This is a genomic window from Microbulbifer regidiadema (SeqCode), from assembly GCF_052466995.1.
On sequence record NZ_CP174297.1, the window covers coordinates 3,276,259 to 3,302,406 of the forward strand.

23 protein-coding genes and 1 tRNA gene are annotated in these 26,148 nt (G+C 54.5%); 12 read left to right on the plus strand and 12 right to left on the minus strand.

Translation table 11 applies throughout. The annotated features are described in order from the left end of the window. Nucleotides 1-31: 31 nt before the first annotated feature. Genes hisF through hisB form a run of 4 tightly spaced genes read right to left on the minus strand, consistent with a single transcriptional unit; the run spans nt 32 to nt 2,813 of the window. A complete protein-coding gene (gene hisF / locus ACJJIK_RS14320; protein ID WP_444943138.1) occupies nt 32-793 on the minus strand; it encodes an imidazole glycerol phosphate synthase subunit HisF in 762 nt (253 codons plus the stop codon). Continuing rightward, nucleotides 793-1,524, minus strand: a complete 732-nt coding sequence (gene hisA, locus ACJJIK_RS14325; protein WP_444943139.1) for a 1-(5-phosphoribosyl)-5-[(5-phosphoribosylamino)methylideneamino]imidazole-4-carboxamide isomerase — start codon at nt 1,522-1,524, stop codon at nt 793-795. The genes hisF and hisA overlap by 1 nt, the downstream gene beginning before the upstream one ends. Nucleotides 1,525-1,572: 48 nt before the next feature. Then, nucleotides 1,573-2,226: an imidazole glycerol phosphate synthase subunit HisH gene (gene hisH, locus ACJJIK_RS14330; RefSeq protein ID WP_444943140.1), complete on the minus strand. Its 654-nt coding sequence runs from the start codon at nt 2,224-2,226 to the stop codon at nt 1,573-1,575. Then, on the minus strand, nt 2,226-2,813 hold the full coding sequence (gene hisB, locus ACJJIK_RS14335; protein WP_282930763.1) for an imidazoleglycerol-phosphate dehydratase HisB: 588 nt from the start codon (nt 2,811-2,813) through the stop codon (nt 2,226-2,228). The genes hisH and hisB overlap by 1 nt, the downstream gene beginning before the upstream one ends. 116 nt (nt 2,814-2,929) lie before the next feature. Between hisB and ACJJIK_RS14340 the strand changes: the two genes are divergently transcribed. From ACJJIK_RS14340 to ACJJIK_RS14365, 6 genes are all read left to right on the plus strand, one after another. Then, nucleotides 2,930-3,229, plus strand: a complete 300-nt coding sequence (locus ACJJIK_RS14340) for a hypothetical protein (RefSeq protein WP_444943141.1) — start codon at nt 2,930-2,932, stop codon at nt 3,227-3,229. An 85-nt stretch (nt 3,230-3,314) separates the two neighbouring features. After that, a complete protein-coding gene (locus tag ACJJIK_RS14345) occupies nt 3,315-5,402 on the plus strand; it encodes a TonB-dependent receptor (protein ID WP_444943142.1) in 2,088 nt (695 codons plus the stop codon). 162 nt (nt 5,403-5,564) lie between these two features. After that, nucleotides 5,565-7,715, plus strand: coding sequence for an AsmA family protein (locus ACJJIK_RS14350; RefSeq protein WP_444943143.1), 2,151 nt, complete (start codon nt 5,565-5,567; stop codon nt 7,713-7,715). 79 nt (nt 7,716-7,794) lie between these two features. After that, complete coding sequence (gene mutY, locus ACJJIK_RS14355) at nt 7,795-8,880, plus strand: A/G-specific adenine glycosylase (RefSeq protein WP_444943144.1); 1,086 nt, start codon at nt 7,795-7,797, stop codon at nt 8,878-8,880. Between the two features lie 14 nt (nt 8,881-8,894). After that, nucleotides 8,895-9,170 carry an oxidative damage protection protein gene (locus ACJJIK_RS14360; RefSeq protein WP_444928975.1) on the plus strand — a complete coding sequence of 92 codons (276 nt, stop codon included), beginning with the start codon at nt 8,895-8,897 and terminating at the stop codon, nt 9,168-9,170. 124 nt (nt 9,171-9,294) lie between these two features. Then, nucleotides 9,295-9,370 (plus strand) — tRNA-Phe (locus tag ACJJIK_RS14365). Nucleotides 9,371-9,723: 353 nt separating this feature from the next. Here the strand turns inward: ACJJIK_RS14365 and ACJJIK_RS14370 are convergent. The 5 genes from ACJJIK_RS14370 to ACJJIK_RS14390 form a co-directional block, all read right to left on the minus strand. Continuing rightward, nucleotides 9,724-10,062 (minus strand): hypothetical protein, encoded by a 339-nt coding sequence (locus ACJJIK_RS14370; protein ID WP_444943145.1) that lies wholly within the window; start codon nt 10,060-10,062, stop codon nt 9,724-9,726. A gap of 527 nt (nt 10,063-10,589) precedes the next feature. Further along, nucleotides 10,590-11,726: a hypothetical protein gene (locus tag ACJJIK_RS14375; protein ID WP_444943146.1), complete on the minus strand. Its 1,137-nt coding sequence runs from the start codon at nt 11,724-11,726 to the stop codon at nt 10,590-10,592. Between the two features lie 41 nt (nt 11,727-11,767). After that, the gene (locus tag ACJJIK_RS14380; RefSeq protein WP_444943147.1) at nt 11,768-12,661 is read right to left on the minus strand and encodes a hypothetical protein; all 894 of its coding nucleotides are present in this window, start codon (nt 12,659-12,661) and stop codon (nt 11,768-11,770) included. A gap of 212 nt (nt 12,662-12,873) precedes the next feature. Beyond that, complete coding sequence (locus tag ACJJIK_RS14385) at nt 12,874-13,767, minus strand: hypothetical protein (RefSeq protein WP_444943148.1); 894 nt, start codon at nt 13,765-13,767, stop codon at nt 12,874-12,876. Between the two features lie 84 nt (nt 13,768-13,851). Beyond that, nucleotides 13,852-14,013 carry a hypothetical protein gene (locus tag ACJJIK_RS14390; protein WP_444943149.1) on the minus strand — a complete coding sequence of 54 codons (162 nt, stop codon included), beginning with the start codon at nt 14,011-14,013 and terminating at the stop codon, nt 13,852-13,854. 383 nt (nt 14,014-14,396) lie between these two features. On the opposite strand from ACJJIK_RS14390, the gene ACJJIK_RS14395 reads away from it, so the two are divergent. The 6 genes from ACJJIK_RS14395 to ACJJIK_RS14420 all read left to right on the plus strand — a co-directional run bounded on the left by ACJJIK_RS14395 (nt 14,397) and on the right by ACJJIK_RS14420 (nt 22,574). Then, nucleotides 14,397-14,633, plus strand: coding sequence for a restriction endonuclease (locus ACJJIK_RS14395; RefSeq protein ID WP_444945068.1), 237 nt, complete (start codon nt 14,397-14,399; stop codon nt 14,631-14,633). 87 nt (nt 14,634-14,720) lie between these two features. Beyond that, the gene (locus ACJJIK_RS14400; protein ID WP_444943150.1) at nt 14,721-16,412 is read left to right on the plus strand and encodes a class I SAM-dependent DNA methyltransferase; all 1,692 of its coding nucleotides are present in this window, start codon (nt 14,721-14,723) and stop codon (nt 16,410-16,412) included. Beyond that, complete coding sequence (locus ACJJIK_RS14405; protein WP_444943151.1) at nt 16,402-17,862, plus strand: restriction endonuclease subunit S; 1,461 nt, start codon at nt 16,402-16,404, stop codon at nt 17,860-17,862. Before ACJJIK_RS14400 ends, ACJJIK_RS14405 begins: the two co-directional genes overlap by 11 nt. Further along, nucleotides 17,855-18,838: a DUF4917 family protein gene (locus ACJJIK_RS14410; protein ID WP_444943152.1), complete on the plus strand. Its 984-nt coding sequence runs from the start codon at nt 17,855-17,857 to the stop codon at nt 18,836-18,838. The genes ACJJIK_RS14405 and ACJJIK_RS14410 overlap by 8 nt, the downstream gene beginning before the upstream one ends. A 26-nt stretch (nt 18,839-18,864) precedes the next feature. After that, nucleotides 18,865-22,017 carry a type I restriction endonuclease subunit R gene (locus ACJJIK_RS14415; protein WP_444943153.1) on the plus strand — a complete coding sequence of 1,051 codons (3,153 nt, stop codon included), beginning with the start codon at nt 18,865-18,867 and terminating at the stop codon, nt 22,015-22,017. 119 nt (nt 22,018-22,136) lie between these two features. Further along, a complete protein-coding gene (locus ACJJIK_RS14420; RefSeq protein WP_444943154.1) occupies nt 22,137-22,574 on the plus strand; it encodes a DUF1810 domain-containing protein in 438 nt (145 codons plus the stop codon). Here the strand turns inward: ACJJIK_RS14420 and ACJJIK_RS14425 are convergent. The 3 genes from ACJJIK_RS14425 to ACJJIK_RS14435 form a co-directional block, all read right to left on the minus strand. Continuing rightward, on the minus strand, nt 22,571-23,908 hold the full coding sequence (locus tag ACJJIK_RS14425; RefSeq protein ID WP_444943155.1) for a dicarboxylate/amino acid:cation symporter: 1,338 nt from the start codon (nt 23,906-23,908) through the stop codon (nt 22,571-22,573). The two genes, ACJJIK_RS14420 and ACJJIK_RS14425, sit on opposite strands and share 4 nt — an antisense overlap. Nucleotides 23,909-24,109: 201 nt before the next feature. After that, nucleotides 24,110-25,084 carry a YHYH protein gene (locus tag ACJJIK_RS14430; protein ID WP_444945069.1) on the minus strand — a complete coding sequence of 325 codons (975 nt, stop codon included), beginning with the start codon at nt 25,082-25,084 and terminating at the stop codon, nt 24,110-24,112. Nucleotides 25,085-25,140: 56 nt separating this feature from the next. Next, nucleotides 25,141-26,022: a LysR family transcriptional regulator gene (locus ACJJIK_RS14435; protein ID WP_444943156.1), complete on the minus strand. Its 882-nt coding sequence runs from the start codon at nt 26,020-26,022 to the stop codon at nt 25,141-25,143. Nucleotides 26,023-26,148: the final 126 nt, after the last annotated feature.

Consider the following 26,148-nt stretch of genomic DNA (forward strand, 5'->3'; position numbering starts at 1 on the left):
CAAGGTCCGCCGCGCGCGACCTCTGCGCTGACTACAGGCGCATTTCTATCCCGGCGCTGTGCATAAACGCCTTCGCCTCGGCAATGGTGTATTCGCCGAAGTGGAAGATACTCGCCGCCAATACCGCATCGGCGCCGCCGTGCAAGACCCCATCGGCCAGGTGCTGCAACTCGCCCACACCGCCGGAAGCAATGACCGGCACTTGAACCGCCTCGCTAACCGCCCGGGTCAGGGCCAGGTCAAACCCGTTCTTGGTACCATCGCGATCCATACTGGTCAGCAGGATTTCACCGGCACCGTATTCGGCCATCTGCCGCGCCCAGGCCAGCGCATCAATGCCGGTGGGCTGGCGCCCGCCATGGGTAAAGATCTCCCAGCGGCCCTCAGCCACCTGTTTGGCATCAATCGCCACCACAATGCACTGGCTGCCAAAGCGCTCGGCGGCCTCGCGCACGAACTCGGGGTTTTTCACCGCTGCGGAATTGATCGCGGTCTTGTCCGCACCGGCATTGAGCAGGTTGCGGATATCTTGCAGGGTGCGCACGCCGCCGCCGACGGTGAGGGGGATAAACACCTCGTGGGCCATTTTCTCCACCGTGTGCAGGATGGTATCGCGCTGCTCGTGGGTAGCGGTGATATCGAGGAAGGTGATTTCGTCGGCGCCCGCTTCGTTGTAGCGGCGGGCAATTTCCACCGGGTCACCGGCATCGCGGATATCGACAAAATTCACGCCCTTCACCACGCGACCGTTGTCCACATCCAGACAGGGAATAATACGTTTCGCCAGAGCCATTACTTGTTCCGTTGGTCGCAGAGCTGCTGCGCTTGGCGCAGGTTCAGCTTGTCTTCGTAAATCGCCCGCCCGGTGATGGCGCCGTAGATTTCACCGGCATCCAGCAGCTGTTGGATATCCTCGATACTGCTGACTCCGCCGGAGGCGATAATCGGCACCTGCACTGCGCGGGCCATTTCCAGGGTCGCCTCGATATTGACCCCCTGCATCATGCCGTCGCGGGCAATGTCCGTATAAACAATAGAGCTGACGCCACAATCGGCAAAGCGCTTGGCCAGCTCGGTCGCCTTCAGCTCGGAAACCTCAGCCCAGCCCTCGGTCGCCACCAAACCGTCTTTGGCATCGAGCCCGACAATAATGTGGCCCTCGAACTCGCGACACGCCTCTTCCACCAGCTTGGGGTTTTTGACCGCCGCAGTGCCGATAATCCCCCACTGCACACCGGCATCCAGATAGCGCTCGATGGTGTGCAAGTCGCGAATACCTCCGCCAATTTGCACCGGTAAATCGGGAAATTTTTTAGCTATAGCCGTTACCGCCTCGCCGTTAACCGGGTTGCCGGCAAAGGCGCCGTTCAGGTCCACCAGGTGCAGGCGTTTGGCACCCTCGTTCACCCAGTGCTGCGCAGTGGCCAGGGGATCATCGGAAAATACCGTAGCGTCGTCCATTTCGCCCTGGCGCAGGCGCACGCATTGGCCGTCTTTTAAATCAATCGCGGGAATTACAATCATGTCTTTTCTTATATCGGCAGTAATTTCAGTGTGATCGGTGAGCTGAGGCTATTCGGCCCGACCGTTCCAGTAGACAAAATTCTTGAGCAGCTGCAAGCCGGCCTCGGCGCTCTTCTCCGGGTGGAACTGGGTGGCGAAGATATTCTCCCTGGCAACGGCGGCGGCCAGGGGGACACCGTATTCGGTTTGCCCGGCAATCTCCGAATTGTCCGCAGCGGGCACATAGTAGCTGTGGACAAAATAGAAGCGGCTGTCATCGGCGATATCCGCCCACAGGGGATGCGACTGCCGCTGCTGCACGCCATTCCAACCCATATGCGGCACTTTGAGGCGCTCGGCGCCCTGCGCCGGGGGAATATTGTCGCCGAAGAACTTCACCGGCTGCGGGAAAATCCCCAGGCAATCGATACCGTTATTTTCCTCGCTGCGCTGCATCATAATCTGCATACCCACACAGATACCCAGCACCGGGGTGCCCACGCTGATAGCATCGCGCAGCAGCGGGGCGAAGCCCGCTTCCACAAACCCCGCCATACAATCGCGAATGGCACCCACACCGGGCACCACCAGGCGCTCTGCGCCCTCGGCCTGCGCCGGTGTCTGCGCCAGCACCACGTCAACCTCAGGCGCCACCTTGTGCAGGGCACTGGCCACCGAGTGCAGATTGCCCATACCGTAGTCGAGTACTGCGATCTTCCCCATCACAGCACTCCTTTGGTGGAGGGCATGGTGCCGGCCATGCGCGGGTCCGGGGTCAGCGCCATACGCAGGGCGCGGCCAAAGGCCTTAAATACCGTCTCCACCTGGTGGTGGGCGTTGTGGCCGCGCAGGCAATCAATATGCACAGTGACCAGGGCGTGATTGACGAAGCCCTGGAAGAATTCAAAAAACAGTTCGGTATCAAAGTTGCCGATCCGCTTTTGCGTGAAAGGCACATCCATCACCAGGCCGGGGCGCCCGGAGAAGTCGATTACCACTCGCGAGAGCGCCTCGTCCAAGGGGACATAGCTGTGGCCGTAACGGGTCATGCCCTTCTTGTCCCCCAGGGCCTCGGTAATGGCCTTGCCCAGGGTAATGCCGATGTCCTCCACCGTATGGTGGTCGTCGATATGGATATCGCCGTCGCAGCTAATGTCCATGTCGATCATGCCGTGGCGGGCAATTTGATCGAGCATATGCTCCAGGAAAGGCACTCCAGTCGCGAACTTGCCATGACCTTGGCCGTCCAGGTTAACGCTGACTTGAATCTTGGTTTCCAGGGTGTCACGGGTGACGCTAGCTGTACGCATCGAAAGCGATCCTTATTTGCACGATAAGACAGAGGGCGCAAATTATAGGATGAATGACATCCCCTGTGGTTCTCTAGTGTCAAATGAAACTTGATTCGTGATGGTTTCGCCCTATTATGCAGCGCATGGTTACTCTAACGCGCCGAAAATCCCATTACTGGGCCAGCCTGTTTCTGTTACTCGCCGTAGTAGCAGCTCAGCCGCTGTGGGCGGAGCACTTCCACCTGGGCAACAGCCAGGTAGAGATGTGTGACCTGTGCTGTATGCATTCACCCGCAGCACTCGGCAGCGAGCCACTGCTCGTACAGGCTGAGCCCCAAAGTCACTACGAACAGCCCTCTGCGCCAAGCGCCCGCGATTGCCAGCCAGAGCGCCAGTGCGCGCGCGCCCCTCCCCTCTCCCTGTCACTCAGCTAACCCCAAAAAACCGATAATTTTTTAGCGACTGCCCGCGCTTGTGCGCGTATGGCAATGTCCGCCTGTGACAGGAATAAAAACACCAATGTCTAAGTTCAACACTTTGGCCCTGGCCATCGCCAGCCTGGCCGTGCCCGCTATTTGCGCCGCAGAAGACAACAACAGCAACAAACTCGAAGAAGTTAACGTTACCGTCTCGCCCCTGGATAAGCCCGCCGACGCAGTAGCTGCGCCGGTATCGGTGCTCTCCGGCGAGACCCTGCGCAAAGCCGCCTCCGCCACCCTGGGCGAAACCCTGAAGAACCAACCGGGAGTGGCCAACGCCTCCTTCGGCAGCGGTGTGGGCCTGCCGGTGATTCGCGGCCAGAGCGCCAACCGGGTAAAAATCCTCAACGACAACCTGGATGTGTCTGACGCCTCCAGCACTAGCGCCGATCACGCCGCCAGTATCGAACCCCTGCTGGCGGAGCGCATCGAGATACTGCGCGGACCGGCGGCACTGCGCTACGGCAGCGGCGCTATCGGCGGAGTGGTAAATATTATCGACGGTCGTATTCCCACCGAAGTGCCCGAGGAAGTTGAAGGCGCGCTAGAACTGCGTCACGACAGCGCCAACAACCAGGATGCCTCAGTATTCCGTTTTAGCGGCGGCACCGGCCAACTGGCCTGGTACTTCGACGGCGTCTACCGCGAAAACGACGATACCGAAATCCCCGGCCTCGCCATCGTCGAGCACGAGGAACACGAAGAGCACGAAGAGCACGAGGAAGAACACGAGGAATTCAATACCGACGGTTACGTCGGCAACACCAGCGCCCGCGCCCACAGCTACAGCGGCGGTGTTTCCTGGATTACTGACAGCGGTTATTTCGGCCTGTCGGTGAACAAGCTGGAGAACAACTACGGTATCCCCCTCGGCACTCACGAGCACCACCACGAAGAGGAAGAGGAGGAAGATCACGAGGAGGAGAGCGAAGTCGAAGCCGTGCGCATCGATATGGCGCAAACCCGCTACGACTTCAAAGGCGAGCATCACTTCGACAGCAATTACTGGGACAAGATGCGCCTGCGTATCGGCTACAACGACTACGAGCACGTCGAGTTGGAAGAGGGCGAGCCCGGCACCCGCTTTACCAATGAAGCCTGGGAGGGCCGCCTGGAAATCACCCATGACAGCGGCAGCGAGTGGCGCGGCGCCTACGGTTTGCAGTTGTCCGACAAAGACTTTGCCGCAGTGGGCGACGAGGCGTTTATCCAGCCCTCCCGCACCCGCAGCGCCGGCCTCTTCACCATGAAAGAGCGCGAGTGGGGCAACTGGCACCTGGATTTGGGCGCGCGTATTGAGCGTGTCGATATCGACCCGGACACGGCTGAAGATCGCGACTTCGACCTGTTCAGCACCAGCGCCACCTTGCAGTACTTCCTGCAAGAGCACCAACATATCAGCGTCGGCGCCACCCACTCCGAGCGCGCCCCGGTGGCCGAAGAGCTGTTTGCCGACGGCGAGCACCTGGCCGAGTCCCGCTACCTGATCGGTAACAGCGAACTGGACAAAGAGCGCTCCTTCAACCTGGAGCTGGGCTATCACCACCACAACGAAGCGGCCAGCGGCTGGCACGCGGCACAGATTGAAGCCAGTGTCTTCTACAACCGCATCGGCGACTACATCTACTCGCAGAACACCGGCCTTGAGGACGAAGAGGAAGAGCTGCCCATTTACGCCTACGCCAATCGCGATGCCACCTTCTACGGTGCCGAAGCCTCAGTGAAACTCCCCCTGCGCAGCAACCTCTACCTGACCCTGTTTGGCGATGTTGTGCGCGCGAGCTTCGACGAGGATATCGCCGCTGAGAGTTCCGACGTACCGCGTATGCCGCCCCTGCGCCTGGGTCTCGCCCTGGGAGGCGAGTACGAGCAGTGGGGCTGGGAGTGGCGCACGACTGAAGCGGCGGACCAGGATCGCGCCGGTGCCTACGAAGAGGAGACCGACGGCTATACCCGTATGGATCTGAGTGCCCACTACAACTTCAATATCGGCAGCAGCGACGCGGTGATCTTCGCCAGCGCCCGCAATCTGCTCGACGAAGAGATTCGCAACTCCACCTCACTGCTGCGCGACTACGCCCCTGAAGCCGGCCGCAGCATCGAAGCCGGTGTGCGCTTTATTTTCTAATCCCACCTTTAAACAGCCCCGCAGCGCATTTCCAGCCGCGCGGGGCTGCATTTCCTACAATTCCGGCATAACCTCTCTGTAGAATTGCGCGGGAACACCGAGCCGCGCAGCGGCGTCATACCCGTGACACCACACGACTAATAAATAGGGACAATGCACTCCATGGCCTGGATCAAGCGCACTTTTATCGCTCTTTTGATCGTCTTCCTGCTACTTGCCGGCGCCGTCGCCTGGCTGCTCGCCGGGCTCGACATCAACCAATACAAACCGCAGCTGGAAAAGCTCGCCGCCGAGCAGGGCATCTCCCTGCAACTGCAAGGCGATATCGGCTGGCAATTGTGGCCCAAGATCGGTCTGCAATTAGAGGATGTGCAATTGGCGCCGCTACAGCTGCCCAAACAGACCCTGGTCAAAGCGGACAAAATCGCTATCGGCGTGGCTCTCAAACCCCTGCTACAGCGCAAAGTGGAAGCCGAGGAAATCGTTCTGGTCGCCCCACAAATCGAGCTCAGCGTCGACCGGGAGGGACGCGGCAACTGGGAGCTGATCAGCGAGGCCCTGGAAGCGCAGAGCAAACAGCCCCCCAAGCTCGCCCTCCCCAAAGAACAGGAGGCACCGGCACAGCAACAGGTGGACCTGAGCCTGCAAAAACTGCGTATCGAAAAGGGGCTGGTACTCTACAGCAACGCCCAAACCCATAAAGAGTACAGAGTCCAAGACCTACAGGTCAGCGCTATCAATCTGGTGCCGGGCGGTGAACCGGGCAAGCTCACCGCCGCCGCAGACTTAACTGGCAGCGATCTCAAACACCCACTGCAACTGAAAATCGACAGCACCCTGGCTGTGGACGAGGGGCTCAACGGGCTACTCCTACAGCCGCTGCAAGTGGATCTCACCTCAGTGAACAGCGCCAAGGCCAGCCTGCATATCCGCGGCTCACTGCGCCGGGACAACAACACCCAGCCCTGGCGCATACAGCTGAATATCAACGCCGATGCCAACCCGCTGCGCCCCTGGTTTGAACTGACCGGCAGCGAAATCGATACCCGCGATAAGGCGGCGCTGCAAAAGTTGAGTATCGAGGCCAGTGTGGAGGGCAGCGAGCAAAAACTCGATCTGACACCACTGCAACTGCAACTGGACGACGTCACCTTTAGCGGCAACGCCCAGCTGCGCAACGCGGAAATGCCCGGACTGGACCTGAGCCTGCGCGGCGGCGCCTTGAATCTGGATAACTACCTGCCCCCAACACCGGAAGAAGGCACAGCCACACCGGCGCAGGCGCCTCCCATAGGTACTGAGGAAACGCCTGAAACTCCCACTGCCGCTGACGGCAACCCCGCAGCGCAAACCGCGCAGAATCAGCCGGCTCCCCAAGAGCAATCCAAGCCCGCGAATACACAAGCCGCTGAGCAAGTCCCCCTGCCACTGAGCGACCTGCGCGGCTTCAATGCCAATATCAGCCTGGCGCTGGACCAACTGCAAGCCGCCGACCTGCAAATGGACAGCCCGGAAATCCAACTCACTGTGGATAACGGCCTCTACCGCCTGCAAAAATTGAGCGCCGATATCTATGGCGGCCAGCTCAATAGCAACGGCCAGCTCAACGCCCGCGCCCAAGCCGCCGAAGCGCAAATACGCGGCGGCCTTACCGGCGTGGATATCGGCAAGATACAGGCCGCGCTCTTCCCCAGTGAAGACGTGCAGCTGGCCGGTAAAGCCAGCGTCAACTGGAGTGCCACCACCAAGGGCAAAACGGCGGCGGCCCTGGAGAAGAACCTGCGCGCCGCCGTCGAGGTTTCCAGCGCGGCGATGTCCATCTCTCCATTCAACTTGGAGAAAAGCATGTGCCAGCTGTTCAGCTACGCCGAAAATACCGAGATGCCTACCCGGGACTGGCCCGACAGCACCGGCCTTCAGGACCTGCGCGCGATTATCGCAGTGAAAGGCGATCAGGTGGACGTGAGCGAGATTCTCGCCGGCATCGAAAATATTGCCCTGACCGGCGACGGGGAAGTGGACCTGAAGAAACAGGACTTCGACTTCAAACTCGGCCTGGCCCTGGTGGGTGAGAGCACCTCCGCCGACGGCTGTACCGTGCGCAACCCGCGCTGGCGCAACCGCCCGCTGCCCCTGCGCTGCAAGGGCGACTTCGACGATGTGAATATCAGCACCTGCAAACCCGACAGCCGTCGCCTCGACGACTTGGTGCGGGAGGAGCTGAAGTACAAAGCCGAAAAAAAATATGGCGATAAAGTGGAAGAAAAGGTCGACGAACTGAAAGAAAAATTGAAAAATCTGTTCGGCCGCTAAGGCCCAGCGCAGCGTGTACCGGGACCACCCGGTACGCGGTTGCAGGTATCAATCACAGACTCCAGCCCGCAGTACCCCCATGACCCCAAAGCAGTTCCAAAATGCCGCCCTGAAATGGTTCGACCAACACGGGCGCAAAGACCTGCCCTGGCAGCAGGACATCAACCCCTACCGGGTGTGGGTGTCCGAAATTATGCTGCAACAGACCCAGGTCGCCACGGTGATTCCCTACTTTGAGCGCTTTATGCAGAGCTTTCCCACCCTGGAAAGCCTCGCCCGCGCCCCCCAGGACCGGGTGCTGGCCCACTGGAGCGGCCTCGGCTACTACGCCCGCGCCCGCAACCTGCACAAGTGTGCGCAGACCGTAGTGGCAGAGCACGGCGGAGAGTTTCCCCGCGACCTGGAGGCACTGATCGAGCTGAGCGGTATCGGCCGCTCCACCGCCGGCGCTATCGCCAGTATCAGTATGGGACTCCGCGCACCGATCCTCGATGGCAACGTTAAACGGGTACTGGCCCGCTTTCACGCCGTGGAGGGCTGGCCCGGACAGACAGCAGTCGCCAAGCAGCTGTGGGAGCTGGCGGAGACCTACACCCCGAACAAGCGTGTAAACGACTACACCCAGGTGATGATGGACCTGGGCGCCACCCTGTGCACCCGCTCCAAGCCCCGTTGCGGGGAGTGCCCGCTGAGAAAATCCTGCGCGGCCCACGCCCAGGGCAATCCCCAGGATTACCCCGGCAAGAAACCGCGCCGGGAAAAGCCGCTGCGCACTGCCACCCTGCTCCTGCTCGAACACAGAGGTGAGATCTACCTGGAGCAGCGCCCACCCAGTGGCATCTGGGGCGGGCTCTGGTGCCCACCGGAAAGCGACAACGCCGCCACCTGGCTGAAAGCGCGGCGCTGGCGCGCTGCTGACACCCAGGCCCTGCCGACCCTGCGCCACACCTTTACCCATTTTCACCTGGAGATTTCCCCGCTGTGGATACAGTTGGACAAAGTCCCCGCACAGGTGGCGGAGAGCGGCGCTGGCTGGTATAAACTGCGGCGTTTAAACCGCCCTCGCGCGGCCCAGGAGCTGGGGCTACCCGCCCCTATCGTCAAGCTGGCAAAACAACTACTGGCGTTGCAGGCCCCCCTGCTCGCCCCGATCACTGCCGACTAAAATCAGGAGGAGTCATGTCCAGAACCGTTTTCTGCCGCAAGTACCAAGAGGAATTGGAAGGTCTGGATGCACCGCCCTTCCCCGGCCCCAAGGGCGTGGACATCTTCGAGCATGTTTCCAAGAAGGCCTGGCGGGAGTGGATGTCCCACCAGACCATGCTGATCAACGAAAAACACCTGAATATGATGGAGCCCTCCAGCCGCGCCTACCTGAGCGAGCAGATGATGAAGTTCTTAAGCGGTGAAGAGTACGACGCAGCCGACGGCTACGTACCGCCGGAACAGCAGTAATACGGCTCTGCCAAGCGTCTCCGGCAAAGAAAAAACTTTTTTATAATCAAGGGGTTGACTCTGACCCGGAGAAGAGCTTTAATACGTGCCTCGCGACGCAGGGGAAGCCCAGCAAGATCGCAAAGCCCGGATAGCTCAGTCGGTAGAGCAGGGGATTGAAAATCCCCGTGTCGGTGGTTCGATTCCGCCTCCGGGCACCATATTAAAAAGCCTCATCCGCAAGGATGGGGCTTTTTTTATGTCTGCTTTCCCATGGATTCAAGGCAACCTTCAATACTCGCCCCCAAACACAGCAAGCACACAGACCCCGCCCTTTTGCTTGCATCTTCCAGCGGCAATTGCTGCATTAATTAGATATCGCAAACCTTACCCTTTCAGTCTCTGCTCACCGACTCCGTCACGGCTTTTCAATTTCACGCCCAAAACTATCCGAAGTTGTTACTGCGGGGACTTCTGATAATTGCACTTACCTCAACTTTATTATCCGATAGGCCTCACGGCCTGGAGCCCACCAGGCATGAAAATCCGCTCTGTACAGATACCCTTCAATAGGTTAATTCATCATTCGGAATCGAGACGCCTCACCAAACGATCCATTGCATGAGTCTTCAAATGCAAACTCAACTTTCTTACCCATAGCTTTAGCTGCTAAAGCTACATCGACCATCAGGTCGCAGAAGGGCGTGCCGACAGTGCATGACACTGCTTTATACTGAGCGCAAGAGGATGGAGGTGGACTTGATAGATCTGTAGCGAGCCAAATAACGGCTTGCTCCTTGAGGATATCGATTGCAGTGACTGTTTTTTCAGCATTTGGCAATGCCGCTTGAGATGAGCTGTATGCTAGTAGCGCAGCAGTAACGAAAACTATTTTGCTGAATATTTTTTCCATTTTGGCTCCCATTCAACTTGATCGGGTATAACTCAACTAGTAAATAAAACCTGGTTATAGCTGGAATCAAAAGAGCGACCTACCGATTCTTTACCTGCCATCCTTGACTGGCCGCAGCCAGACAAATACATAAATAAAAACCCTGTAGCTCTACTCTAAATAATGCTTCTACCGGTGCCTTTCTGCAGTATAGCCAGTCCGCGAAACCTTTTATGGCCTCCAATATAAACCCGTCTAATTATCAGCCAATATTATCTTTTCACAGGGGATAAATATCCCAGCTGACAGTTTCTCTCAGTCGCTATCAATCAACAGCTTGTGAATTTTTGGAAACGAAATTTAAAATCCGCAATAGAATTCATTATAAGGATTTAAAAGAATAAGGCTTATGAAACCTAATTAAAACAGTAAAAATCCATGGAGGATTGATTTTAAAAAAAGGAATAATGCATCCAATTGAAGGTGATTAGAATAGAAAACACACCCCGACCCCACAACTTTTCAGAGTCGGGGTAAAATCCTGCCCTTCAGGCTGCCCAATGTTTGTTGCCTTCACCCAGAGTACTTTCCACAGCAAATTGTACATGTCGGCCTATTGAGCTGTATCGGGTGATAAAGCTAACTGAGAGACAAATAACACTAATACCAGCAATTACAGTAGGATCACCGAAGAAGTTTCCTATAGCTTGCTGCATGTCTGAAAAACCGGCTGCGGTTCCAACACCACACGCCCCTAACAAGGCTGCGGGAGTTTGCATAACTTTGACGGCTTTTTTTCGTACGTCGATATTTTTGTAGTCGTGCTTATTAAGCTGTATGTCAATCAGTTCAATTTTTGCGTCTTCACAAATCTGCTTCAGATCTTTCTTGCTGGTACTGACTCCGCGAGGATTGGAGAAAAACACAGCTTGCCTGGAAAGCGGATTACCATTGGCAACCTTTTGAGTAACCCCAGGGCTACTGGCGAGGCCTTTCAGTGCCTGTACAAAAGTACCGGCTCCCTCACCGTGTACCAGCCAATTGATGGAGGCATTGTTGGCCTGTGCATTCTGGATCAACGCCGCCAGAGAGCGCGCATTGTTAGCTTTTTTGTGGTTGCCATCTTGCCAGAATAGGGAGTAATGATGCTTGCTTGTTGAGAAGTCATGGGAGCGTAGCGCGGCTTTATAAGCAGGGAGAATATGGTTGATAAGCAGGCGTCCGGCTTCTTCCTTGTTGTCAAACTTACCGCTAACGGCGGCATAGTGGGCACCTCCCCAGTGGTGGCTATGGTCTATAGTTTTTCGCGGTTTTGAATGAGTTTTCCAATCTGGGGTTCCTATATCCACCCGATACAACCCCGTATTTTGATTGATTGCCGGTGCGGAGATCGAGTTATCAATTTCCAGACCGTAAACCAGGACATCCCCGCCTTCGAGTATTTGATAATGAAACTGGGCACTGTCTATTTTCAGAGTTTTTACGCCATTTTCTCTGCCGCCGGGAGTAATGGCCAAGCTGTAAAGTGCACGCACCAACTCTGTCTTATAGTAGTTTCCGGGATACTCACGCTTTAGTGCTTTCCAAGTTTCAACACCTGCTGTAGTTACATAAACATTACGATTTATATTGGGAGTTTCTCCCCGGCGGATAATTGCAGTTAGGTTTCTCGGTAAATTGCTCACGGCGACTTCCTGTCTGTGATAGTTAGCTTTTTTTCATACCTCTAAACAACCTGCCCCTGCCAAGGCGGCGGTGGACTTCCCGGTTTGGTAATGATGATCTTTTCGTCAAACTTCCCTCCCCAGTGCCACTCCGGGTACACCCAGTGTTCAATACTGCGAGTGGGATTTGCTTTGGCCTCGGGCCACTGCTTTTGAGCACTCGCCAACTGCGCTTTGGCATCGGCACTTAGGTGCAGCTCCACACTGTCGCAGAGTAAATCACGGACGCCGTTCATGGCTCTTATACAAGGTTCCACCGGGGCATAGCCGAGATTGCGAAAGTTAAACTTCAAGTAGTGCGTTTGATCGAGAGGAACAAAGAAGCAGCTTGAGAAGTGCGTATCGTAGAAGGGACACTCCTCTAGCGCTTCAGGGGAAAACCGTTGATGGTTCTCAAAAAATATTGCCGTAGCTCCGTCCTGGCTGCGCAATTGCCAGTTCACAGGGGCTTTCTGTTCTCGGTCTACGAGGTGGCAGGGTCCCCAGTAATACAAGTGGCGCATAACGACCGTCTCAAAATGCTGCGGATTGAGACAATTCATATCCTTGGGCATGGCGTCATGGCGATACAGCATTAATGTAAAATCAATAGTGGCTATAGGGCGTCCGCGCCAGATAGGGCCGAACAACTCCCAGCTGCGTTTCATCAAGATTTGCAGGGCAACCCCTTCACGCTCCCACTCCTCAAATCCACTATCCACACTATATTTGCTGTTATCAAAGAGATTAACCCTGGAGGGTGGCTCCTGACTGGCATCGGCGAAGCTGTCCTGGCAGATATTGGGTGGCGCGCTAAACGTCAGGCGGCTGCCGGAAAGATCAATAGCAATGGTTTCTCTCTCGTGACGACGAGGTATAAAGGGGCGCTGACGTGAGGCAAAAAGGCGAGATAACATGTACAAATCCCTTTGAACATTCCCAAGCAGGTCTAACTATAACGCTTTAAACAATATACTTTCACTTATCCAATCTACCATTTTTTAAATGGCAAAACCCTTTTGGTTAACTTTGGGCAATTCCTCACAAAATATTTGGCTTTTTACCGGTCGGGGTAAAATATTGCTCACTACGAGTTCCTGCCGGTAATAGTTAGCCTTTTTCCATACCGCTAAATAACCTGTGTCTGCCAAGGCGGCGGTGGACTTCCAGGCTTGGTGATAATGATTTTTCCGTCAAAGTTTCCACTACGCTTCCACTCGGGATATACCCAGTGTTCAATGCCGCGCATGGGATTTGCTTTGGCCTCGGGCCACTGTGTTTGAATGCTCGCCAACTGTGCTTTGGCATCGGCACTCAAGCGCAACTCCACACTGTCGCAGAGTAAATCACGGATACCGTTCATGACTCTTATACAAGGCTCCACTGGGGCATAGCCGAGATTGCGGAAATTAAACTGCAAGTAGCGCGTTTGATCGAGTGGAATAAAAAAACAGCTTGAGAAGTGTGTATCGTAGAAGGGGCGTTCTTCTAGTGCCTGCGCAGAGAATCGTTGATGCTCCTCAAAAAATATTGCCGTAGCCCCGTCCAGGTTGCGCAGTTGCCAGTTCACAGGAGCTTTCTGCTGCCGATGATTAGGTATACAGGGCCCCAAATAATAGAGATAACGCATGACGACCGTCTCAAAATGCTGCGGATTGAGGCAGCTCATATTCTTGGGTATGGCGTCATGGCGATACAACACCAGTGTAAAATCAATGGTGGCAATAGAGCGTCCGCGCCAGATGGGTCCGAATAACTCCCAACTGCGTTTCATCAAAGTTTGCAGAGACACCCCTTCGCGCTTCCACTCCTCCCGCTTAAAATCAGTGGAATACTGGCTGTTATCAAAGAGATTAACCCTGGAGGGTGGCTCCTGACTGGCATCGGCAAAGCTGTCCTGGCAAATATTGGGTGGCGCGCTAAACGTCAGACGGCTGCCGGAAAGATCAATAGCAATGGTTTCTCTCTCGTGACGACGAGGTATAAAGGGGCGCTGACGTGAGGCAAAAAGACGAGATAACATGTACAAATCCCTTTGAACATTCCCAAGCAGGTCTCACTATAACGCTTTAAACAATATACTTTCGCTTATCCAATCTGCCGTTTTTTAAATGGCAAAACCCTTTTGGTTAACTTTGGGTAATCCCCCACAAAATACTTGGCTTTTTATCGGTCGAGGTAAAATATTGCTCACGACGAGTTCCTGCCGGTGATAATTAGCCTTTTTCCATACCGCTAAATAACCTGCGCCTGCCAGGGCGGCGGTCAAATTTCCTACTCCACCTCTCACCACTCGCTCAGAAGTACCTAGCCACTGCCACAAAACGCGGCCATCTCATCGAGTCCACACAGCCCAAATGACCATCCCCTCCTGCCAGCAAATATTCCCCCCTTATCGATTGCAAACGAAGCGGGACAGGCACACCAAGTGTTCGATCTGCACGAGCGGATAGCTAACGCAATGGGGAGAAGAAACCCAACAGCGTATTCTCAGCAGCCCCCCACACCGAGCGCAAAGATACCCTGGCAGAGTACTGGCTTACCCACCTCCAGCAATACAGCGCCAGTGGCACTCTTGATGACACTCTTGATGGCATAATCAAGCGAAGCCCGCTGGGGCCAGGCAGTATCTAACAGCCTACCGAAAACACCATTGGCCGTGCAGAGATACAAAAAATTCTGCGACACACTGGATATATGGCGCGTAAAGAGGTATTCATAACCACCAGCCGCTTTAACCGGGAAGCACCAGTATTTATCAGCATGATTGAAATGAACATCCGCCTGATCGACGGCGACAAGCTCGCCGAACTAACAGTCACCGATGGTCGCGGCACCTGTGTTAAGCCCACAAGCCATAGCGCCGATGACTTTAGTGAAGACGATTAATACCGGCTCAAGCAAGCCCCAACAATCGATGCAAGTACTGACGAACACACCGAACAACCACAAGATTTAACCAATAGTCGTAATTCCATGACCAACAGCGAAGAACAACAGTTTCTCAACGACCTCGAGAAAAAACTCTGGAATGCCGCCGACAAGCTGCGCTCCACCCTGGATGCCGCCCAATACAAACACACCGTACTGGGCCTGATCTTCCTCAAATATGTCTCCGATGCCTTCGATATCCGTCGCGCTGAACTCAAGCAGCAGCTCACCAATGCCGACCACGACTACTTCCTCGACCCCGACGATTTTGGCGGTGCCGACAGTGAAGACTACGCAGCAGAAATCGATATCGAACTGGAAGTGCGCGACTACTACCTGGAAACCAATACCTTCTGGGTGCCGCAGCAGGCCCGCTGGCAGTTTCTGCAAGACAACAACAAGGCCGTAATCGGTGGTGCCGAACTCAGCTTTCAAGACGAACGCGGCGAGGACAAAACCCTCAAAATCAGCTCTGTCGGGCACCTGATCGATAACGCCCTGGAAGCCATCGAAGCCGACAACCCCAAGCTCAAAGGGGTTCTCAACAAGCGCTACACCCAGCTGCAAATCGATCAGTCCAAACTGGGCGAGCTGATCGACCTGATCGCCACGGTGCCGTTCAACCACGCCAGCCTGAACAGCAAAGATATTCTCGGCCACGTCTACGAATATATGCTCGGCCAGTTCGCCTTGGCCGAGGGCAAGAAGGGTGGCCAGTTCTATACGCCCAAGTCTATCGTCAGCCTGATCGTGCAAATGCTCGAACCCTTCAGGGGCCGCGTGTACGACCCGGCCATGGGCTCCGGCGGTTTCTTTGTGCAGTCCGAGCACTTTATTACCGAGCATCAAGGTAAGATTGGTGAAGTCTCCATCTACGGCCAGGAATACAACCACACCACCTGGCAGTTGGCCGCGATGAATATGGCCATTCGCGGTATCGACTTTAACTTTGGTAAAGAGCCGGCCAACACCTACACCAACGACCAGCACCCGGACCTGCGCGCCGACTTCGTGATGGCCAACCCGCCGTTCAATATGAAGGAGTGGGATACCGGCGTTGCCGAGGATGACAAACGCTGGCAATACGGCAGGCCGCCGTCGGGCAACGCCAACTTCGCCTGGCTGCAACATATGCTGTTCCACCTGGCCCCCAACGGCAGTATGGGTCTGCTGCTGGCCAACGGCTCCATGAGTTCCAACACCAATAACGAAGGGGAAATCCGCAAGCGCCTGATCGAGGCCGATTTGGTGGAGTGTATGGTGGCCCTGCCCGGCCAGCTATTCACCAACACCCAAATCCCCGCCTGTATCTGGTTCCTGAGTAAAAACAAAGGGGCGCGCACCTCCGCCGCCGGCCGAAAACTGCGCGACCGCCAAGGCGAAGTGCTGTTTATCGACGCCCGCAACCTGGGCTATATGAAGGATCGGGTTCTGCGGGATTTCACCCAGGAAGATTTAAACCAGGTTACCGAGACCTACCACAACTGGCAGACCGGCGAAAACTACGAAGACGTACCGGGCTTTGTTAAAGCCGCTAAGTTGGAAGAACTGCAAAAGCACGATTTTGTGCTGACTCCAGGCCGCTATGTGGGCGCCGCTGCGGAAGAAGACGATGGTGAGCCCTTTGCCGAGAAGATGGCCCGTTTAACCGGCCAGTTAAAAGCGCAGTTTGATGAATCAGATCGCTTAGAAGCGGAGATTAAAAAGAATTTGGCGGGGTTGGGTTATGCGATCTGATCAGCTTGGTCCTCTTGGAACTATACCTGATGGCTGGAAAATAGAAAAATTAGTAAATTTAACAACAAAAATTGGCTCAGGCTCTACTCCACGTGGCGGAGAAGCTGCTTATTTATCTGAGCGTGATAAATTTGCATTTGTTCGAAGTCAGAATGTATTCGATTTTTACTTCAGCCCAAGTGAAATGAAGTACATAAGTGACGCTGATGCAAAGAAATTGAGAGGAGTGCACCTAGAGAAAAATGATATCTTACTAAATATAACTGGTGACGGTATCACATTCGCTCGATCATGCATCGTTCCTAAAAATATTCTCCCGGCCGCTGTAAATCAGCATGTATGTATAATTCGTGTTGATCCTAAGAAATGTTTGCCCGGATACTTATTAGCTTATCTTTGTCTTCCTCAAATTAAGGATTACATCGCAAATTTTAATGCTGGAGGAAGTAGAAGAGCTGTTACGAAAGGGCATATCGAATCTTTTGAGATACCAATCGCTCCAATTCACATACAAGAGTATGTGCAAAAAATTACTATTGATTTTATCAAAAAAATCGAACTCAACCGCCAAACCAACCAAACCCTGGAGCAGATCGCCCAGGCCCTATTTAAAAGCTGGTTTGTCGATTTCGAACCCACCCGCGCCAAAATCGCCGCGAACCAGGCCGCCCAGCTGCGCCAGCAAGGCCAATGCGACAGCGAGATTCTAAACAAAATCCAGCAAGACCCACGCTGGACCAGCGCCCAGGCCGCCATCATCGCCCAAGGCAACCCCGAACAAGCCGCCATCGCCGCCCTTAACGGAGGCCAAGCCTTCGATAGCCTAAACGAAGCGCAACAAACCCAACTTAAAACCACCGCTGCTTTGTTTCCGGATATGCTGGTTAACTCTGATCTTGGAGATATACCGGAGGGTTGGCCTATGGAAACTATAGGTAATTTATTCGAGCTCCATCGCGGTTTTGACTTACCGAAAAAGAACCGCAAAGAAGGTGACTATCCTGTTTTTTCAGCGGGAGGGTATCATGGCTGTCACACTGAATTTAAAATGGAACCGCCTGGCATAATAACTGGAAGAAGTGGCGTAATTGGGAATGTCTACCTCTCACTCGAAAACTATTGGCCACTAAACACTACTCTCTACGTTAGAAAATTTAAAAAATGCGGACCTTACTATACGTATTTTTTCCTGTCTCAAATAGACTTGAAGTCTATTAACTCAGGTTCAGCAGTTCCAAGTCTTAATAGAAACTTCGTACATAGCCTACCATGCGTATTACCTAGCAACGAAATTCTTGAGGCTTTTGAGAAAATAGCTAAGCCATTTTTTTCGAAAATTAAAAAAAATGACGAAGAAACAACTCAATTAAGCGAAATCAGAGATCAATTGCTCCCCAAGCTTCTTTCAAATGAGGTAAAAGCCCACATCAAGAGAGCCGCTAATGCCTGAGATCTTGCAGTGGAGCGATATTGAAGATCGCTATCATCAAGGAAGCTTACTTCTTGGTAATGGGGCAAGTATAGCTGTAAGTAGTTGCTTCCAATATTCATCATTATTTGAGAAGGCTGGAGAATTAGGCCATCTGACAGACAAGGTAATATCGGTTTTCAATAGATTTGAAGTTAGCGATTTTGAACTCGTGTTGAGGAGATTGTGGCAAGCAAAGCTAGTCAATAACGCACTAGATATTCCACATGGTCCGGTAGAAGAAGCGTATGAGGAAGTCCGACAGGCTCTAATTGAGACGGTTAGGGATACCCACGTCAGTTATGAAGAAGCCCGTGTATACCTAGAGCCGATCTATCAATTTATGCAGCGCTTCGATTTTGTGATCTCGCTAAATTATGACCTAATTGTGTATTGGGCTGCGCAATATGGGAATAGAACGTTAAACAATTGGTTTAAAGATTGCTTTCGGAATTCCAAGTTTAGAAGTGATTGGCAAGTTTTGCTGGAGCCATATGGAGCTGCAGGAGCAACACTATATTTTTATCCGCATGGAAACCTAGTTTTACGTCGAGAAGGATTTTCTAGCGAGCAAAAGATACAAGCGGGAGAGGATGCAAACCTCCTCGATTCGATCCTGAATAGATGGGTAGAAAGCAATTTCGTTCCAGCCTTCATATGCGAAGGCACCGAAACGCAAAAACGAGAATCAATTTCTAGCTGCAACTATTTCGAAAAGGTTTTTTACGAAGTACTTCCTTCACTCGAAGAAACCCTTGTCATTTATGGCTGGGGCTTCGGAGACCAGGACGATCATATTCTTGAACAAATAGCAAAATCCAACGTGAAGAAAGTTGCAGTTTCTATCTATGGCAATAACCAATCACTTTGCGGGCATGTCGAAGAAAAATTAAACTCGCTCGACTTAGCGGAATTTGTTTTCTTTGATTCACAGAGCGAAGGTTGTTGGAATAATTAAAACTTAGCGGATAATAGAACAAGTACATGATCACGGAAGACCAACTAGAACAACTCTGCTTAGAATGGTTTAACTCCCTCGGCTACAGCTATACCTGCGGCTACGATATCGCCCCCGATGGCGATATCCCGGAGCGCAACGACTACCGCCAGATTATCCTGCACAAGCGCCTGCTAAGCCGCCTGGAAGTTATCAATCCCCAGGTGCCAATATCCATCCTTGAGCTGGTCACCCAGCAGATCGCCACACCCGAAACGCCCATCCTGATCAAAAACAACAAACAGTTCCACCAGTGGTTGCAGGAAGGGGTCAAGGTCGAGTTTAAGGATAGCAACGGCGAAGTAGTGACCGACTATGTAAAGCTGGTGGACTTCGCCAATACCAAACACAACGAATTTTTGGTGGTGAACCAGTACACCATTATGGGTACCAAGGGGAGCCGCCGCCCGGACATTATTGTATTTATCAATGGCTTGCCGCTGGCCGTGATTGAGCTGAAAAATCCCGCCGACAACAGCGCCGATATCTGGTCCGCCTACCAGCAGCTGCAAACTTACAAAGAAGAAATCCCCGACCTGTTTATTTTTAACCAGGCGCTGGTCATCAGCGATGGCCTCAACGCCCGCGTCGGCTCCCTCACCGCCAGCAAAGAACGCTTTTTACCCTGGCGGGTGGTCAATAACGAGCACGACAAACCGCACTTTGAATATTTCTTAGAAACCCTGGTTAAAGGCTTCTTTAAGCCCGAACTGTTGTTGGACTATATCCGCCACTTTGTCCTGTTTGAGCAGGACGGCGACAAAATCGTTAAAAAGATCGCCGGCTATCACCAGTTCCACGCGGTGCGCCAAGCGGTGAAAGCGACCGTGATTGCCGCCGAGCGATCCAACGTGGTGACCGAGCCCCGGGCGAACTATGCCGATAAGGTCATACCCGGTTCCGGCAAGGCCGGGGTGGTTTGGCACACCCAGGGCTCCGGCAAGTCCATCTCCATGGTGTGTTACGCCGGCAAATTGCTGGCACAGCCCGCCATGAATAACCCCACTATCGTAGTTGTCACCGACCGCAACGATCTGGATGGCCAGCTGTATAACACCTTCTGTATGGCCGCCGATACCCTCAAACAGACCCCGGTACAGGCCGGCGACAGAGACGAGCTGCGCCAGATCCTCGCCGCGCGCCAGTCCGGCGGCATCGTGTTTACCACAGTGCAAAAATTTGCCCTACTCGGCGAGGAAACCAGCCACCCGGAGTTGAGCCGCCGCCACAATATCGTCGTGGTCAGCGACGAGGCCCACCGCAGCCAGTATGGCGACAAGGCCAAGTTCAACGCCAAAAAGGGCACTTACACCTTCGGCTATTCCAAGCATATGCGCGATGCCTTGCCGGCGGCCTCGTTTATCGGCTTTACCGGTACCCCGGTCGACTCGGCCGATAAAGATACCCGCGCGGTATTTGGTGAGTATGTCTCCATCTACGATATTCAGGATGCGGTAGACGATGGCGCCACGGTGCCGATCTATTATGAATCGCGCCTGGCCAAGCTGGATATCCACGCGGCCGATATCGAAGCGCTGAATGAGAATGTCGAGGAGGTTATTGAGGACGAAGAAGATGTGGCCGAGCGGGAGAAAACCAAATCCCGCTGGGCCACGCTGGAAAAACTCGTTGGCAGCCAGCCCCGGGTGGAGCAGGTGGCCAAAGACCTGATCCGGCATTTCGACAGCCGCACTGCCTCCATGCCCGGCAAGGCCATGATCGTTGCTATGAGCCGCGAGATCTGTGTCGACCTCTACGATGCCATCGTCGCTATCAAGCCCGACTGGCACCACCCAGACTCAGACAAAGGCGCAATCAAAATTGTGATGACCGGTTCGGCGTCGGACAAAGCCAAGTTACAGCCGCATATCTACAACAAGGAAACCAAGAAAGCATTTGAAAAACGCTTTAAGGATGTGAACGACCCGTTAAAGCTGGTGATCGTGCGGGATATGTGGCTCACCGGCTTCGATGCCCCCATCTGCCACACCATGTATATCGACAAGCCCATGAAGGGCCACAACCTGATGCAGGCCATTGCGCGGGTTAACCGGGTGTTTAAAGACAAGCCCGGCGGCTTGGTGGTGGACTACATCGGCATTGCCAATGAGCTGAAGCAGGCACTCAAGACCTATACCGGCGCTAACGGCAAGGGTAAGCCCACCCACGACGCCCATGAAGCCTACGCCATTCTGCTGGAAAAGCTCGGCGTACTGCACGATATGATGCACGGCTTTGATTACAGCCAATACGAGACCCAAGCCCTGCAACTGTTGCCCGGCGCCATGAACCATATTCTCAGCCTGAAAAACCCCGGCAGCGGCGAACTGGATGGCAAACGGCGCTTTCTCGATGTGATGGCCGCACTCAGCAAGGCCTACACCCTGTGCAGCACCCTGGAGGACGCCGCACCCTACAAGAAAGAGATCGCCTTCTGGGGTGCGGTGAAAAACGCCATCAGCAAATTCACCACCATCGACAAACGCCGCACCGATGAGGAAAAGAACTCCGCACTCAAGCAGATTATCGACAATGCTATCGTCGCCGACGGTGTGGATGATATCTTCAGCATGGTGGGCCTGGACCGCCCAAATATCGGCTTGCTGTCCCCTGAATTTATGGAAGACGTCGCCAATCTTAAGGAAAAAAACCTGGCGGTTGAGCTGCTCGAACGGCTACTGCGCGACGAAGTAAAAGCGCGCATGAAAACCGATGTGGTGTCGGAGAAAAAATACTCCGACCGCATTATGGAAGCCCTGCGCAAATACCACAATCGCGCCATCGAAACCGCCCAGGTGATTGAAGAACTGATCCAGATGGCCAAGGACATGGCCGAAGATGCGCAGATGGCGGAAAACTCCGGCCTCAATACCGACGAAATCGCCTTCTACCGCGCCTTAATCCAAAACCAGTCGGCGGTGAAAGAGCTGGGGGATAACAATCTGCGCGAACTCGCCAAATACGTTACCCAGCAGCTACGCAAATCCACCACCGTGGACTGGCAGGTGCGCGACAGCGTGCGCGCCAAACTGCGCAACCTGGTGCGCCGCGCACTGCGCAAATGGAAATACCCACCGGATGAGGCGGTGCAACTGTGCTTAAAGCAGGCGGAGACATTGAGCCATAGCTGGAGTGCTTAGGTGTTATTACCCGGGAGCGAAAAGTGGAGCCTGAAGAGGCTTATAGCAGCCTCGCACATCCAATCTTATGACTGCTAATCTTGGCCCAGCCAAGAAATAAGTCTGGGGAGACGCTGGGAATGGCTCAATCATTTCACCTGGAGCGTTTTGTCACCGCGCAGGAAGGATCTTATGAGCGCGCCTTAAGCGAACTGCACGGCGGACATAAACACTCGCACTGGATGTGGTATATATTCCCCCAGGTCTCCGGCCTGGGACACAGTGCGACCTCTGAGCATTTTGCGATTAAAACTCTGGATGAAGCCCGCGCCTATCTGGAGCACCCCCTGCTCGGCCCCAGACTCAAAGCGTGCTGCGAGGTATTGTTGCAGCTGAAGGGTGACTCCGCGTACCAGATATTCGGCTCACCGGATGATATGAAACTAAAATCCTCCATGACTTTGTTTTCTATCGCCGATCCCAGCAACAAGTTATTTGCGCAGGTGTTGGAAAAATATTATGAGGGGAAAAAGGACCTCCGCACTTTTGAGATTCTAAAAGTCCCAGCCCCGCACTAAGCCGTTTGGGTCGCGGCCTCTTCCAGTTTATCGCTACCCAACAGCTTATCCATCACCAAACAGGCGGTCAGGTCTCCGGTCACGTTCACGGCGGTACGACACATATCCAGAATTCGGTCCACCCCCAGAATCAGGGCAATGCCCTCCGGCGGCACGCCAATACCCGCCAAAATGGTTGCCAAAATAACGATACCGACGCCCGGTGTACTGGGAGAGCCTATAGATGCGCCAACGGTGGTCACCGTCAGCCCTACAAGCTGTACGGTTGTCAGGTCAATGCCGTATACCTGGGTCAGGAAAACGGCGGCGATTACCTGATAGAGCGCTGTGCCATCCATATTCACAGTGGCGCCCAGGGGCACGATAAACTTGGCGATGGAAGGCTTTACCCCCAGGGAGCTTTCCGCCACCCGCATGGAGAGGGGCATCACAGCGGCAGAGCTGGAGGTGGAAAATGCCAGCAGCTGTACCCCGCTAATACGCTGTAAAAAGCTGACCGGGCCGACGGGCGTCACCAGGGAGACAATCAGCAAATAAAAACTGAGCAGGATCAGCAGCCCCAAAATCACAGTGCCCACATACACCGACATCCCCAGAATCGCGGTGAGGCCGACGCGAATAGCGATATCGGCCAGAAGGCCAAATACCGCCAGAGGCGCAAACAGCATGGCCCAGCCAACCACCTTGAGCGCCACCTCCTGAATAATGGCAAAGGCGTACACTGCGGTTTCCCGCTGCTTTTGCGGCAGTAGCATCACCGCAACGCCGATAAATATCGCGTAGACCACCAGCTGCAACATATTGCGCATAGCGATACTTTCATTGAGATTGGCGGGGATCAATTCGGCAATGCGCTCGGGCAGTGGCTTGGATTCGATCACCTGGGGAGCACTTGCAGCCTGCAACTCGGTGGCGGCACGGAGTAGGGACTCGTCGATATAGTCGCCGGGCTGGATCAACTGCGCCAGGACAATGCCGATAATCACCGCGACAGTGGTAGTGCCGACAAAGTAGGGGGCGATACGCAGGCCGACCCGCTTGAGTTGGCCGACATTGCCGCTGCCACTCAGCCCCAGAATAATCGAGGACATAATCAGCGGTATCACCACCATCTGGATCATATTGAGAAAGATGGAACCCGGCAGCTTGAACCAGCTGGCCAGTACCATACTGAGATCCTGGCTTACCAGCGCCAATCCCTCCGGCGATAACAGCAGGCCGACGGTTAGCCCCAGAATCATGGCGACCACTATCTGCATCCACAGGCGCTTGCGCACCAGCACACCGAGGGATTCCACCATGCGAATCAAATAGAAATGCGTGCCATTACTCATTCTTAGTATTCCGGGCTATAGGAAGTCGTTAGAGGCAATCAACTGCGGGCATTATGTCCCAGGGCGGTGAAGAAAACCTGACGGTCAGATCAAGCCCGGGGCTTTAATCGCGCTGATACGGCGCTATTTTTTGTTTTTAGCGTTAAATGGCATGGGGACCTGCGCCCTCACCTGCGCTTTACCAGCGCCGGCGGGGCTCAATTAGCGCCGGCCTGGAGGGCCGCGACGGGAGAAGTCGCACTGGCTCTGTTTGCCCGGCAGGGCACAGCCCCGCTGGCCTTTTAGGCAGTGCAAAATATCGTTTTCGGCAGCGAGATTGGCGTGATAGTGATAGCCCAGGTCGGCGAATTCATGGCCGCGGCATTCATCCAGGTCGCTGGGCTCGCGGCCATCGGCATTCTCCCGCGCGTAGATCAGATAGCCATCGATAGCGACACCGACAATAGCCGCATGGCTCGCCGCCGATGGGTAGGCCTGGCTACAGCCCAGGGCCGCGTGGTAGTGGTAGCCCACATGGGGGTTTACATGGCCGCCGCAGGCATCGACGGGCGCCAGGGTATGTGCAGCTAAAATCGCGCCAACAGGTGCGCTGATATCAAACTTAACTCCGTTGAAGGCCACGCCATAGCCGGAGAAAGGATCGGGCCTCTGCTCGGTTTTGGCCTTGCTCGGCTGCACCGGGATCAGATAGCGGGTGTGGAAGTCCGGGCCCATATAGCTGGCCTGGCATTCCACGCAGTAATTGTTGTACTGCGGCGCCACATCGGGCCGCGCGGCCATCTCACAGGCCGCCTTGGAATCGGTCACCTTTACCGCACCGGTTTTCGGATCGTACAGACTCCACTTTGGATCGGAGAAGAAGGTCGCGGCATTTTGCACGAAAGGACCATCGGTCGGCACTAGCTGCCGCTCAATAAACATCATGCCAGCGGCGGTTATCGGATCGACAATATTGCGCGGGCACCAGGGCCCCATTTTATGTTTGGGCTCCGCCTTTACCACAATCATCCAGCACTGAGTTTTGCGCCCCTCTGACAGGGTGCAATCCACTTTTTTAATTTCCTCAACCAGTGCATCCCGGGCAAATAAGCCGGGGATATCCATATGCGCATAAAAATCGGTATGGGCGCAAACAGCGGAACTCAACAGTATCAGGAGGACAAATACGACACGCATGGCAATCACTAGCTAAAACCCCGACCTGCTCAAGTTTAGCAGCGCTAGCCTTTGCCCTAATCGCTGGGAAATTGATCTGCCAATAAAGTGCGAATCCACTTGTGTAGAGGGTCCTGACCACTGCGGGTATGCCAGGCGGCAATCACATCGAAGCCGGGGGGCTGCTCGATAATGGGCAGGGTTTTTAGCCGGGGGTCCGGTAGCAGGCGCGAGGGCAAAAAGGCAACGGTATTGGTAGAGGCGATACACTCGGCAGCGGCGGCAAAAGAGGGGACCGATAGCACCACATTGCGCGCCAAACCAAACTGCTCAAACCAACTATCCGCCATGCCGCGCAGGTCGCCTCTAGAAGGTGATACCACCAGCTGCGGCAGCGCGGCCAACGCTTCTATTCCCAGGGGCTGGCTGGCGCCGTGCAGCATATCGGTGTGCTGGCAGCAGACGCAGACATAGTGCTCCCGATACAGCAACATGCTGGGGCTGTTATCCGGCACAAATCCCGGCGTACTAAAAACCAGATCCACTTCCCCGGTTTGCAGCTGCTGGGCCATGCGGTCAATCTCCAGCTTGAGCACCACCACTTTTATACCCGGGGCCCGCTGGCGCAGTTGCTTGAGGAGCAGCGGCAGTATCACGCGCTGCTCAAAGTCTGTCGCGCTGATGGTAAAGATGCCCCGGTGCTGTGCCGGATCAAATTCATCCGCGCGCAGCAGCGCCGCGACATTGTTCAGAATCTCATCCAATCTGGGGGCCAGGCGCTCGGCCAGGGGGGTGGGGATAACCCCGTTACTGGTGCGGATAAACAGCCGATCATCGAAGATTTCCCGCAGGCGTTTCAGCTGCTCACTGACCGTTTGTTGGCTCACCCCCAGCTGATCAGCCACCCGGGATAGATTCAGTTCACGCAAAATAGCGCTCATTAAGCGAAGTTGACGCAACTCCAGCCTCTCCAGTGGGTTTGCTCGATGACCTCTGCTCAAACCTGTATCACTCACAACGGTTACTTGGTTTTCATTGTATCCAGCTAACCCTAGCATTGTGAGTAGATTGGCCCATATGGCATC